9 protein-coding genes are annotated in these 12,804 nt (G+C 71.2%); 6 read left to right on the forward strand and 3 right to left on the reverse strand.

Annotation, left to right across the window (positions count from 1 at the left end; translation table 11 throughout):
* Positions 1–2: 2 nt before the first annotated feature.
* The 3 genes from AB3M83_RS02210 to AB3M83_RS02220 all read left to right on the forward strand — a co-directional run bounded on the left by AB3M83_RS02210 (position 3) and on the right by AB3M83_RS02220 (position 4,343).
* Positions 3–407 carry a CrcB family protein gene (locus AB3M83_RS02210; RefSeq protein ID WP_412944770.1) on the forward strand — a complete coding sequence of 135 codons (405 nt, stop codon included), beginning with the start codon at positions 3–5 and terminating at the stop codon, positions 405–407.
* Positions 404–784: a fluoride efflux transporter FluC gene (locus tag AB3M83_RS02215; RefSeq protein WP_412944771.1), complete on the forward strand. Its 381-nt coding sequence runs from the start codon at positions 404–406 to the stop codon at positions 782–784. Before AB3M83_RS02210 ends, AB3M83_RS02215 begins: the two co-directional genes overlap by 4 nt.
* Before the next feature lie 106 nt (positions 785–890).
* Positions 891–4,343: an efflux RND transporter permease subunit gene (locus tag AB3M83_RS02220; protein ID WP_412944772.1), complete on the forward strand. Its 3,453-nt coding sequence runs from the start codon at positions 891–893 to the stop codon at positions 4,341–4,343.
* Between the two features lie 7 nt (positions 4,344–4,350).
* Here the strand turns inward: AB3M83_RS02220 and AB3M83_RS02225 are convergent, their stop codons facing one another.
* The gene (locus AB3M83_RS02225) at positions 4,351–5,265 is read right to left on the reverse strand and encodes an aldose 1-epimerase family protein (protein ID WP_412944774.1); all 915 of its coding nucleotides are present in this window, start codon (positions 5,263–5,265) and stop codon (positions 4,351–4,353) included.
* Positions 5,266–5,510: 245 nt separating this feature from the next.
* On the opposite strand from AB3M83_RS02225, the gene AB3M83_RS02230 reads away from it, so the two are divergent.
* Entirely contained in the window at positions 5,511–7,799 is a 2,289-nt protein-coding gene (locus AB3M83_RS02230; protein ID WP_412944775.1) for a DEAD/DEAH box helicase, read from the forward strand.
* 51 nt (positions 7,800–7,850) lie between these two features.
* On the opposite strand, the gene nagA is transcribed toward AB3M83_RS02230, so the two are convergent.
* Together nagA and AB3M83_RS02240 are read right to left on the reverse strand one after the other, a co-directional pair.
* Positions 7,851–9,005, reverse strand: a complete 1,155-nt coding sequence (gene nagA / locus AB3M83_RS02235) for an N-acetylglucosamine-6-phosphate deacetylase (RefSeq protein ID WP_412944776.1) — start codon at positions 9,003–9,005, stop codon at positions 7,851–7,853.
* Positions 9,006–9,184: 179 nt separating this feature from the next.
* Complete coding sequence (locus AB3M83_RS02240) at positions 9,185–10,252, reverse strand: Rv2578c family radical SAM protein (RefSeq protein WP_412944777.1); 1,068 nt, start codon at positions 10,250–10,252, stop codon at positions 9,185–9,187.
* 103 nt (positions 10,253–10,355) lie between these two features.
* On the opposite strand from AB3M83_RS02240, the gene AB3M83_RS02245 reads away from it, so the two are divergent.
* Together AB3M83_RS02245 and AB3M83_RS02250 are read left to right on the forward strand one after the other, a co-directional pair.
* The gene (locus tag AB3M83_RS02245; RefSeq protein ID WP_412944778.1) at positions 10,356–11,330 is read left to right on the forward strand and encodes a M15 family metallopeptidase; all 975 of its coding nucleotides are present in this window, start codon (positions 10,356–10,358) and stop codon (positions 11,328–11,330) included.
* A 153-nt stretch (positions 11,331–11,483) separates the two neighbouring features.
* Positions 11,484–12,647, forward strand: a complete 1,164-nt coding sequence (locus AB3M83_RS02250; RefSeq protein ID WP_412944779.1) for an acyl-CoA dehydrogenase family protein — start codon at positions 11,484–11,486, stop codon at positions 12,645–12,647.
* Positions 12,648–12,804: the final 157 nt, after the last annotated feature.

Consider the following 12,804-nt stretch of genomic DNA (forward strand, 5'->3'; position numbering starts at 1 on the left):
GCGTGGCATCCGCGCGTCCGGTCTGGTGGGTCTCGTTCCTCATCGTCGTCGTCGGCGGTGCGGCGGGGGTCGCGCTCCGCGCGGCGTGCATCCTTCCCTTCCCTTCCGACGCCCACCCGCTGGCCGTCCCGGCCGCCACGGCGGGGATCAACCTCGTCGGGTCGTTCGCCCTCGGACTCGTGACGGGGATCCTCGGCGATCGACGTCCGGGGCTGCGTCTGCTGCTCGGCACGGGAATGCTCGGCGGGTTCACGACCTACAGCGCCTTCGCCGTCCATGCGCTGCAGGTGTTCACGAATGCTCCCGTCGTCGGTCTGCTGCTGGTCGCGGTGACGCTCTTCGGCGGCGTCGTGGCTGCAGGGGCCGGGCTGATGCTGGCGACTCGGCGGCGGGACGCGGCCGCATGACGACTCCCGAGCTCGCGCTGCTGATCGTCGCCGGCGGCATCGGCGCCGGCCTGCGATTCCTCGTCGACCGCGCCGTGAGCGGAGCGCGATCGGCGCAGGCCTTCCCCGTCGGCATCCTGCTCGTCAACGTCAGCGGATCCTTCGCCCTCGGCCTGATCGCAGGCCTCGGCGATCTGGTCCCGGAGCCGTGGCTGAGCGCCCTCGGCATCGGCCTGCTCGGCGGCTTCACGACCTTCAGCACGGTCTCGGTCGACAGTGCGCGGTTCGCGCGCGAAGGCCGTCGCGACTGGGCGTGGCTCAATCTGCTCGGGACGTTCGGGGCCTGCATCGTCGCGGCGAGCACGGGTCTCGTCCTCGGCGGCATCCGCCTGGGCTGACCTCGCCGCGAGCGCAGGTGTTCAGCGGACCGATAGCGGTTGCATGGGATACTGACGCGGATTCCGCTGTCGCGGATCGTCTCCCGCACCACGGAAAAGGCCACTCGTGTCGAATCTCGCCGTCCTGAGCCTGAAGAACCGCGCGCTCATCGCCCTGATCACGATCGTCGCGGCGATCTTCGGCGGACTCGCGCTCACGAACCTCAAGCAGGAGCTCATCCCGCCGATCCAGCTCCCGCAGCTGTCGATCCTCACGACGTATCCCGGAGCCTCGCCCGATGTCGTGAACAACGACGTCTCGACGCCCATCGAGCAGGCGATCCAGGCGGTGCCCGATCTCGAGTCGACCTCGGCGACCAGCACGACCAACGCGTCCATCATCCAGGCGTCCTTCGCGTACGGCACGAACCTCGCCACCGCCGAGCAGAAGATCGTGCAGGCGATCAACCGCATCGACGACTCGCTGCCCGACGGCATCGACACCAGCGTCCTCGCCTTCTCGACGGACGACCTGCCCGTGATCTCACTCGCCGTCACGGGCTATGACGACGCGGCGGAGGTGCAGTCGCGCCTCGAGGGCAGCGTCGTGCCCGACATCGAGGACATCGACGGTGTCGCCGCCGCGGAGATCATCGGCGGTCAGACCGCCCGCGTCACCATCGTCCCGGACCAGTCGGAGCTGTCGGAGGCGGGGTTCACGCAGGAGGACATCACCGACGCGCTCGATGAGAACGGCGCGCTCTTCCCGGGCGGCACGGTCGAGGACGACGACCGGACCCTGACCGTCCAGACCGGCACGAAGCTGGCATCCCTCGACGAGATCGCCGATCTGCCCCTCGTGCCCTCGTCCGCCGAGCAGATCGCCGCCGGAGCGGTGACGATCGGGGACGTGGCCGAGGTCTCGCTCGACGAGGACCCCGTCGATTCGATCTCGCGCGTCGACGGCGAGGCCGCTCTCACGATCTCGATCACGAAGCTGCCCGCCGCGAACACCGTCGAGGTGTCGACGCTGGTCACCGAGGCCCTCCCCGAGCTGCAGGACGCGGTCGGCGGCGGCGCCGAATTCACGATCGTCTTCGATCAGGCGCCGTTCATCGAGGAGTCCATCGAGGCGCTCGCCGAGGAGGGTCTGCTCGGACTCGTCTTCGCCGTCCTCGTGATCCTCGTCTTCCTCCTGTCGGTGCGCTCGACGCTCGTCACCGCCATCTCGATCCCGACGAGCGTGCTCATCACCTTCATCGGCATCCAGGCCTTCGGGTACTCGCTCAACATCCTCACTCTCGGCGCGCTGACGATCGCGATCGGCCGCGTCGTCGACGACTCGATCGTCGTCATCGAGAACATCAAGCGGCACTACGTCGGCGATGCCGACAAGAAGGCGTCGATCCTGCTCGCGGTGCGCGAGGTCGCCGCCGCGATCACCGCGTCGACCCTGACGACGGTCGCCGTGTTCCTCCCCATCGCCTTCGTCGGCGACCTCACCGGCGAGCTGTTCCGCCCGTTCGCACTCACCGTCACCATCGCGATGCTCGCCTCGCTGTTCGTGGCGCTGACCATCGTCCCGGTGCTCGCCTACTGGTTCCTCCGTCCCGGCAAGCCGTTGCTCGCGGAGGACGGCCGTGCGCTGGACCCCGAGGACCCGGCCGCGCCGCCCACGCGCCTGCAGAAGTCGTACATCCCGATCCTGCGCTGGACCCTCAAGCACTCCGGCGTCACGCTCATCCTCGCCATCCTCGTCCTGGGCGGGACGCTCGCCGCCGTCCCCCTGATGAAGACCAACTTCCTCGGCGACTCCGGTCAGAACACCCTCACGGTGACGCAGAACGTGGGGGACACGGCGACGCTGGAGATCCAGGACGCCGCGGCCGCCCGCGTGGAGGAGGCGCTCCTCGAGGTCGAGGGCATCACGACGGTGCAGACCTCGATCGGCTCGTCCGGATCGGCGCTCGCCGACGCGTTCTCCGGCGGCGGCACCGGCATCACCTACTCGATCACGACGGACTCGTCGGCCGATCAGGACCGCATCCGCACCGACGTGCAGGACGCGGTCGCCGACCTTGACGACGTGGGCGAGATCTCCCTCTCCTCCGGTCAGGGCGGGTTCGGCTCGAACGAGATCGAAGTCGACGTGACGGCGCCGGATGCCGGTGTGCTCCGGGACGCCACCGATGACGTCGTCGCGGCGCTCGAAGGCGAGGACGGCGTCGACCAGGTGGACTCGAACCTGTCGGCATCGCTGCCGTTCGTCTCGGTGACGGTGGACCGCGACGAGGCCGCCGCCCTCGGACTGTCGGAGGTCTCGGTCGGCGCCCTCGTGTCGAACACCATGCAGCCGCGCCAGGTCGGCACGGTCGAGATCGACGACCGCTCGCTGACGGTCTACCTGCAGGCGGAGTCGATCCCGCAGACCATCGCGGAGCTGCGCGACCTCGAGATCGCGAGCGCGCAGGGCCTCATCCCGATCACCGACGTCGCGACGGTCGAGGAATCCGAGAGCCCCGCGTCGATCACGACCGAGCGAGGCCAGCGCACCGCCGCGGTCACGGTCACGCCCTCGACGGACGACCTCACGGCCGCCTCGACCGCCGTCACCGCCGCCCTCGCGGACCTCGAGCTCCCCGAGGGTGCGAACGCCGAGGTCGGCGGCGTCGTCACCCAGCAGCAGGACGCCTTCGTCCAGCTGGGCCTGGCGATCCTGGCTGCGATCCTCATCGTCTACATCGTGATGGTCGCGACGTTCAAGTCGCTGCGTCAGCCGATCCTGCTCCTGGTCTCGGTGCCCTTCGCGGCGACCGGTGCGATCCTGCTGCAGATCGTGTCGGGGGTCCCGCTCGGCGTCGCCTCGCTCATCGGCGTGCTGATGCTCGTCGGCATCGTCGTGACGAACGCGATCGTGCTCGTCGACCTCGTGAACCAGTACCGCGAGAAGGGCCTGCGCACGCCGGACGCGGTGCTGGCCGGCGGTGCGCGCCGTCTGCGCCCCATCCTGATGACCGCGCTCGCGACGATCTTCGCGCTCACCCCCATGGCACTCGGCATCACGGGTCAGGGCGGGTTCATCTCGCAGCCGCTCGCGATCGTCGTCATCGGCGGTCTGATCTCGTCGACGGTGCTGACGCTGCTGGTGCTCCCCGCGCTCTACAACCTCGTCGAAGGGGCGAAGGAGCGTCGCGCCGAGAAGCGCGGCGAGCCGTTCGTCGGAGCTCCCGCGACGTCCGCGATCACGACGGTGCCGCAGTCGCGCCGCGAACGGCGCGCGCTCGCGGACGCCGCGACGGTGACGGGAGCCGCCGCCGTCGTCACCGACCCGATCATCGAGGAGTCCCCGGACGTCGAGATCCCCGTGGATGCCGTGCCGGCGGAGCCGTCGGCCACGTCGCACACCGACGGTGACCCGGAGGCGGTGGAGCCGGGCGTGCTCGACGAGCACGACGGCGGACAGCCGCTCGACGCCGCGGGCGGGGTGTCCGACGAGACCGAGGTCGATGCGGAATCGGCTCCGGCGGTCGAAGAGTCGCCGAGCGCCGAGACCGGCGCGGACGGCGACGAGTCGCGCTGAGCGAGGACTAGGAGGCGGGGGCGTCCAGCCGGACGCCCCACTCCAGCTCCCAGGTTTCGCCGGGGGCGAGCCGCCGCAGGCCGCGGCCGGAGTTGAAGGCGTTCGCCGGCGCCGTCATCGGCTCGATCGCGACAGCGACCTCCTGACCGGGGAAGCGGTCGGTGACGAACACCTGCAGGTAGTCGAAGCCGGTGCCGGCCCAGACCGTGACGCGACGTCCGTCGGGGGCGGTCAGGAACGCGGATGCCCGGTCGTCGGCATCCCTCGCCAGACCGGCGAACGCGCCGTCGAGGGCGAGATCGCCGACGCGGCGGGGCTCGCGGAGGTCATGCGCCTCGTCGAGCGGCTCCTCCGCCACGGGGATGTTCTGCTCGTCGAGCCGGAACCACGACGTCGCCTCGAGCTGCAGGGACAGATCCGCGGTGTCGACGTCCGAGATCTGGAAGTACGGGTGCGTCCCGATGGCGACGGGCGCGTCGCCCGCGCCGATGTTCGTGATGAGGTGGCCGACGTGCAGCCCGGCATCCGTCAGTTGATACGTGACCCGGGTGTCGAGGTGGTACGGATAGCCCGTCTGCGGAACGACGGCGGCGCCGAGGGTGATCGCGTCGGCGGTCTGGGCGAGCACCCGGTACGAGGTGTAGCGCAGCAGGCCGTGCGAGGCGTTGCCGAACGCCGGCTCGGTGATCGCGAGCTGTCGGATCTCGCCCGCATCGTCCCACCGTCCGTCGCGGATCCGGTTCGGCCAGGGAGCGAGGACGATGCCCGCCCCCGCCGGTGTCGGGACGTCGTCGGGATAGGCGGGGACGAGGTCGACGTCCCCGACCCGCACGGCGCGCAGCGCCGCTCCGACCTCGGCGATCTGTGCCGACGTGGCTCCGGACTGCAGCGTGAACCGGGTTCCAGTGGGATCAGCGACCATGGGCTCAGCGTATCCGCGCAGGCGACCTGGGTGTCCTCCCAGGCGCATCCGGTAGCGTGGTCAGGTCGGCGGAGGACACCGTGCTGTGCACGGGCATTCTGTGTAGTCCTCGGGGCCGATTTCCGAGATGACGATCCGTCTCCTCGGACCATCTACAGGAATGGCCCCCGGCCGACGACAGTCCGGGTCTGTCCGCGCGTGCGTGCGGACGCTGTTCTCGTGCGAGAACCCAGAAGGACACCTCCATGCCCAAGAACAAGAAGCCGGCCGGCGGCCGGGCTCAGAACTTCGAGCCCCGCTACGGCAAGAAGACCTCGTACCAGGACGCGAAGCGCCGTCCGGGACAGGCATCCGCCGGAACCGCCGGCAGCAAGAGCCCCAGCCACCGCGGCTACCGCGCCCCCGAAGAGGGCGCCGCGTCGAAGGGACGCTGGACCGCGCAGGAGCGCGCCGGCCGTGATGAGGCCCGCGGCATCCGCTCGCAGGCCCGCAGCACCGACCGCCGCTTCGACGATCGTCCGCGCCGTGACGCCGAGGAGCGTCCCCGCCGGTCCTTCGACGGTGAGCGCCCACGCTACGAGCGCGACGAGCGTCCCCGCCGGTCGTTCGACGGTGAGCGGCCGCGCCGCGATGCCGGCGAGCGTCCCGCCCGGTCGTTCTCGGACCGCCCGCGCGTCGACCGCGATGACCGTCCGGCTCGGTCGTTCGACCGCCCCGCTCGGTCCTTCGACGGCGACCGTCCCCGTCGCGATGACCGTCCCGCTCGGTCGTTCGATGACCGTCCCCGTCGGGACGACCGTCCCGCTCGGTCGTTCGACCGGCCGGCTCGGTCGTTCGATGGTGATCGCGCTCGTCGTGACGATCGCCCGGCTCGGTCGTTCGACCGTCCGGCTCGTTCCTTCGACGGCGACCGTCCCCGTCGGGATGATCGTCCCGCTCGGTCGTTCGACGACCGGCCGCGTCGGGATGACCGTCCCGCTCGGTCCTTCGACCGTCCGGCTCGGTCGTCCGATGGTGATCGCGCTCGTCGTGACGATCGCCCGGCTCGGTCGTTCGACCGTCCCGCCCGTTCCTTCGACGGGGAGCGTCCCCGTCGTGACGATCGCCCGGCTCGGTCGTTCGACGACCGGCCGCGCCGTGACGACCGTCCCGCCCGTTCCTTCGACGCCGAGCGTCCCCGGCGCGACGACCGTCCCCGTCGTGACGAGGGCGACCGGTCGGGCTGGGGCCGTGCCACCGGCCAGGGCGAGAACGCCACGCAGAAGGCGAAGGCCCACCAGGACCACGTCGACGTCGTGCACGAGCGCCTGCAGGCCGAGGCCGTGGACGCCGGCAGCGTCGAGCAGTCGTCGTTCGCCGACCTCGGACTCGGCCAGAACCTCGTGAAGGTGCTCGCCGACATGGGAGCGGCCGCGCCGTTCCCGATCCAGGCGGCCACCGTCGGTCCGATCCTCGAGGGCCGCGACGTCCTCGCCCGCGGTCGCACCGGCTCGGGCAAGACCATCGCCTTCGGCGCACCGCTCGTCGAGTCGGTGCTGCGCGGCCAGGCCGGCCAGCGCCGCGCCTTCGGCCGTTCGCCAAAGGCGCTGATCCTGGCGCCGACCCGCGAGCTCGCGCTGCAGATCGACCGCACGGTGCAGTCGCTCGCGCGGAGCGTCGGCCTGTTCACCACGCAGATCTACGGCGGCGTCCCGCAGGCCCGGCAGGTGGGGGCCCTCAAGAAGGGCGTCGACATCATCATCGGCACCCCGGGCCGCATCGAGGACCTCGAGCGCCAGGGCAAGCTCGACCTGTCGCAGATCGACATCGTCGTGCTCGACGAAGCCGATCACATGAGCGAGCTGGGCTTCCTCGAGCCGATGCAGCGCATCCTGCGCCTGGTCAAGGACGGTGCGCAGAAGCTGCTGTTCTCGGCGACCCTCGACCGCGAGGTCGCGGCTCTGGTGGACGAGTTCCTCGTCGACCCGGCCGTCTACGAGGTCGCCGGCGAGACGCAGGACACCGGCACGATCGACCACCGGGTGCTCGTGATCGACCATCGCGACAAGGCCGAGATCCTCGCCTCCCTCGTCGACCGGGAGGGCAAGACGCTCGTCTTCGCCCGCACCCGGGCGTACACGGAGATGCTCGCCGAGCAGTTCGAGGACGTGGGCATCGCGGCCGTCGCGCTCCACGGCGACCTGAACCAGGCCAAGCGCACCCGGAATCTGCAGCGCCTGACCGACGGCAAGGTGCGCGTGCTCGTCGCGACCGACGTCGCCGCCCGCGGCATCCACGTCGACGACATCGACCTGGTCGTCCAGGCCGATGCGCCCGACGAGTACAAGACGTACACGCACCGCTCCGGTCGCACCGGCCGCGCCGGCCGCTCGGGCACGGTCGTGACGCTGATCACCCGTCAGCGCCGTCGCCGGATGACCGAGATGCTCGAGCGCGCCGAGATCGACGCTCCGTTCGACGAGGTGCGCATCGGCGACGACCTCCTCGAGGAGATCAGCGGTCGTCAGGCCGCGGACGTCGACCGCCGCAGCTGACATCGACTGACCAGAACGCCCCGCCGGATGACCGGCGGGGCGTTCGTCGTCTCAAGCGCGGCGGATGCCGGCGGCCCAGACCGAGCGGACGCCGAACCCGTCGTCGAGCAGCACCGCGTCGGCTGCGTACCCGACGTCGAGCCGGCCGAGGTCGTGCGCGCGACCGATCGTCGCGGCCGGTATCGCGGTGACCGCGTCGACGGCGTCGGGGAGCGGGATGCCGCAGTCGACGACCGTGCGCCGCAGCGCAGCGTCGAGGGTCAGGGTCGAGCCGGCGATCGCTCCCGTTCCGGCGAGTCGAGCGACGCCGGCCTCGACGACGACGGCGAGCGAGCCGAGCGTGTAGTCGCCGTCCGCGGCGCCGGTGGCTGCCATCGCATCGGTGATCAGCGCGATCCGACCGGGTGCGCCGCGGAAGGCGAGTGTCACGACGTCGGGATGCACGTGCACGCCGTCGTTGATGATCTCGAGGGTGACGTGCGCGGCGGTCATGGCCGCGACGACCGGACCGGGGGCGCGGTGATGGATGCCGTGCATCCCGTTGAACGCGTGCGTCAAGATGGATGCGCCCGCGTCGAACGCGGCGCGGGCCGTCCCGAAGTCGGCGCCGGTGTGACCCACCGCCACCCGGACGCCGGCGTCGACGAACCGCCGGATCGCGTCGACGGCCCCGTCATGCTCCGGCGCGAGGGTGAGCTGCACGAGTGTGCCCGCCGCCGCCTCGAGGAGAGCGGTCACGGCGGCGGCGTCGGGCGCGCGCAGGACGGCGGGATCGTGGGCACCGCGGAACTCGGTGTCGAGGAAGGGGCCTTCCAGGTGCGCGCCGAGCACGCGCGGGTCGCGGGCCGCGGCCTGCGCGATGGCATCGAGCCGGGCCGCGAGGGCATCGACGGGCGCGGACACGAGCGAGCAGACCGTCCGGGTCGTGCCGTGGGCGCTGTGCACGGCGAGCATCCGATCGATGCCGGCCACGCCGTCCTCGACGGCTGCACCGCCCGCGCCATGGCAGTGCAGGTCGATGAATCCGGGCACGAGCAGCAATCCCGTCGCGTCCTCGACGATCGCCTCGGCGGGGAGGCCGTCGCGCCAATGGATGCCGACACCTCGGGCCGCGATGCGCTCGCCCTCGAATCGCACCCAGGCGTCCGGCGTGCTGCGACCGCCGGAGACGATCCGCGCCGAATGGATGACGGTCGTGCCGGTCACTGTCGCTCCCTGCCCGCGGACAGCGGCGCAGCGCTCCCACGCTCGATACGGTGCATCCCTCGTCCCTCTCGTCGGAGGCGGGCGGACGGACGGTCCGGCCCCGATGTCTTCGTGAGTCTACGGTCGGCGGGTCGGCTCGGTGGGCGGACGCCGTGCGCGGTCGCGCAGGCGAGCGACCGTCAGAACAGCATGGCCGCGGCTTGTTCGCGGGATGCCGTCTTCATGACCGGTCCCGTCGTCCGCACCGGTCCCGGGCGCGACGCGCCCCGCGGCGGCGCGTCCTCCTCTTCCAGGCGTCCGTGCAGTCCGTGCCGCTTCAGCAGCGGCCGCACGCGGGCCGAGAGCCAGGTCCGGTAGCCGGCGGGCGCCGTCACGGACACGCCCGGATACAGGCCGCGGTACGCCGGGACCAGGTCCGGCCGCTCCCGCTCGAGCCACTGCCAGAACCATTCCTTCGCACCGGGCCGCAGGTGGAGCGCGCCGAACACGACACGTCGCGCTCCCGATGCCGCGATGCGCGCGATCGCGTCGTCGAGCACCGCGACGGAGTCGGTCAGGTGCGGCACGATCGGCATGAGGAACACCGTGACGCTGAAGCCGGCATCCGTGGCCGCGCGGACGGTGTCGAGGCGCGCCTGGAAGCTCGGCGCTCCCGGCTCGAGGAGCTGCCGCAGCGGCTCGTCCGGAACGGCGATCGACATGGCGATGTGCACGGGCACCGCGGTCGCGGCATCCGTCAGCAGGGGCAGGTCGCGGCGCAGCAGCGTGCCCTTGGTGAGCACGGAGAACGGCGTGCCGCTCGATGCCAGGGCGCCGATGATGCCCGGCATGAGCTTGTAGCGGCCCTCGGCCCGCTGGTACGGATCGGTGTTCGTGCCGAGGGCGACCGGCTCGCGCGACCAGCTCGGGCGTGCGAGCTCCCGGCCGAGGACGTCGGCGACGTTCACCTTGACGACGATCTGCGAATCGAAGTCGAGACCCGCATCGAGGTCGAGGTAGGTGTGCGTGTTGCGGGCGAAGCAGTAGGTGCAGGCATGCGAGCAGCCCCGGTAGGGGTTCACGGTCCACGAGAACGGCATGGCGGAGGAGCTCGGAACGTGGTTCAGGGCCGACTTGGCGAGCACCTCGTGGAAGGTCATCCCGGCGAACTCGGGCGTCGTCACGGTGCGCACGAGCCCACCCGTCGACTCCATCCCGGGGAGGGCGGCGTCGTCCACCGTCGATATCGCCTGACCCTGCCACCGCATGCCGCCAGTCGAACATAGCGACGAATGAATGTCAACGACGGAGGCTGCGCAATCGAACGCGCCCTGCGCGGGACTCGGACTCCGCGGCAGGGAGAATGGGGTCATGACCGAACCGCGCACCTCCGCCCGGCGCCGCGCGGTCCGCCGGGCACGTCGGCGCCGGCGCGCACTCGTCCTCCTGGTCGTCGCCGTCGCCCTGATCGTCGGCGCGTCCCAGCTGGTGTCGAGCGTCCTGTCATCGACGGACGTGGCCTCGGCGGAACCGGACGAGCGGGCCGCGACCCCGGTCGGCACTCCCACCCCGCCGGCCACCTCCGAGCCGTCCGCCACCCCTGAAGCCCCGGTGCAGCCGGCGGCACCGTGCGACGACGCCGAGGTCCAGTCCGCTCTGGACGGCGACTCGGACGACGCCGTCATCGAGGCGTTCGGCGGCGGCGCCGAGTTCCGCGCCGCCGTGGCGGCGGGTGACGCCCCCTGCGTCGACCTGCATGACGCCGGCCGCCTGTGGGTCGTCGTGAACAAGCGGAACGCGCTCGAGCCGCGGGACTACTGGCCGACACCGCAGGGCAGGCCGCAGTCCACGCGGATCATCGCCGGCGGCTGGCTCCTGGAGCGGACGGCATCCGCTCTGGACGACCTCTCGACCGCGATGACGGATGCCGGCGCCGGCGCGATCGCCGTGGACAGCGGCTTCCGGCCCTACGACTTCCAGGTCGAGACCTACGCGCGCCACGTCGCCGACCGGGGCGCGGCCGAGGCGGATCTGCGCAGCGCGAGGCCGGGCCACAGCGAGCACCAGACCGGGCTCGCCGTCGACGTCGTCGCGTGCGGCGGATCGGGCTGCGGAGACCACGACGGGTTCGGCGGGACGCCGCAGTCCGAATGGATCGTGGCGAACGCGTGGCGGTACGGATTCGTGGTCCGCTACGAGGAGGGCCACACGCCGACGACCGGCTACACCGCGGAGCCGTGGCACCTGCGCTACGTCGGCGACGAGCTCGCGAGGGCGTACGCCGAGGGCGGTTTCCACACCCTCGAGGAGTTCTTCGGCCTCGATCCCGCGCCCGATTACGGCTGACTCCCCGGCTCCCTCCAAGCGCGGCACTGAGTCGCGACCCGTCTGGCATCCGATCCCACAAAGAGATGGGCGCGCGCCGCGGGTCTGCGTACAGTGGGAGCGGCGACGCTGCCCACGAGCGCAGCGTCGCGCCGACACGAAAGGGGTCTGCGCATGGAGCGCGACATCTACGACGAAGACCACGAGGCGTTCCGCGACGTCGTCAAGGAGTTCCTCAAGCGCTACGTCACGAACGAGAAGCGCGAGCAGTGGGATGCGGCCGGTGAGATCGACCGCGAGACGATGATCGCCGCGGGGGAGTCCGGGCTCATCGGACTGTCGGTGCCCGAGGAGTTCGGCGGCGCCGGGATGCTCCGGGACTACCGGTTCCGGGCGATCGTCAACGAAGAGGTCATCCGTGCCGGGGTCGGCTCGCTCGCCGGGGCGTTCGGCATCCAGGACGACCTCGCCGTGCCGTACCTCGTGCACATGGGGACGCAGGAGCAGAAGGCGACCTGGCTTCCCCGCATGGCGACCGGTGAGGTCATCGGCGCGCTCGCGATGACCGAGCCCGGGGCCGGCTCCGACCTCCGCGGCATCACGACCACCGCGAAGAAGGTCGACGGGGGCTACATCGTCAACGGCGCGAAGACCTTCATCTCGTCGGGTGCCACGGCCGACCTCGTCGTCACCTTCGTGAAGACCGGCGAGGGCAACCGTCCCGATGCGTTCTCGCTCGTGCTGATCGAGAACGGCATGGCGGGCTTCGACCACGGCAAAAAGCTCCACAAAATGGGCTTCCAGGGGCATGACACGGCGGAGCTGAGCTTCACCGACGTCTTCGTGCCCGACGCGAACCTCATCGGCGGCGTCGAGGGTCGCGGTTTCATCCAGCTGATGATGAACCTCCCGCTCGAGCGCCTGTCGATCGGCGTCGCGGCGGCGGCGGCGGCCCAGGCGGGAGCCGAGTGGACGATCGCGTACACGAAGGACCGCGAGGCGTTCGGGGAGCGGGTCATCGACTTCCAGAACACCCGCTTCAAGCTCGCCGACGTCGTCACGACCGTCGACGTCATGTGGGCGTACATCGACCGCGCCATCGCGCTGTACGGCGAGGGCAAGCTCAGCCCCGAAGAGGCGGCGAAGGTCAAGTTCTGGACCACCGAGCGCGAATGGGAGGTGCTCGACACCTGCGTGCAGCTCCACGGCGGCTACGGCTACATCATGGAGTACCCGATCGCGCGCGCCTTCGTCGATGCGCGGGTGCACCGCATCTACGGAGGCACCAATGAGATCATGCGCGACATCGTGTCGCGCCAGATCGCCGGCAAGCGCTGACGGAGCGGCGGGATGCCGACGCATCCCGCCGCCCGCAGCGGGCTCGGCGAGTGCCCCCCGCACCCTCTCGCCCGCACCTCCCAACCTCACCCGGGCGCGCGCTGCCCGAGAGCGCCGCTCTGTGCCGAGAGCGCTGCCTGCGCACCCGCACCAGCCG

The sequence above is a fragment of the Microbacterium pasadenense genome, assembly GCF_047246565.1.
In the GTDB taxonomy this organism is placed as follows: domain Bacteria; phylum Actinomycetota; class Actinomycetes; order Actinomycetales; family Microbacteriaceae; genus Microbacterium.

Bases quoted from the DNA above. Each gene is read 5' to 3' on its own strand.
- AB3M83_RS02215 (WP_412944771.1), top strand. From the start codon at position 404: ATGACGACTCCCGAGCTCGCGCTGCTGATCGTCGCCGGCGGCATCGGC.
- AB3M83_RS02225 (WP_412944774.1), bottom strand. From the start codon at position 5,265: ATGGTCGCTGATCCCACTGGAACCCGGTTCACGCTGCAGTCCGGAGCC.
- AB3M83_RS02230 (WP_412944775.1), top strand. From the start codon at position 5,511: ATGCCCAAGAACAAGAAGCCGGCCGGCGGCCGGGCTCAGAACTTCGAG.
- AB3M83_RS02240 (WP_412944777.1), bottom strand. From the start codon at position 10,252: ATGCGGTGGCAGGGTCAGGCGATATCGACGGTGGACGACGCCGCCCTC.
- AB3M83_RS02245 (WP_412944778.1), top strand. From the start codon at position 10,356: ATGACCGAACCGCGCACCTCCGCCCGGCGCCGCGCGGTCCGCCGGGCA.
- AB3M83_RS02250 (WP_412944779.1), top strand. From the start codon at position 11,484: ATGGAGCGCGACATCTACGACGAAGACCACGAGGCGTTCCGCGACGTC.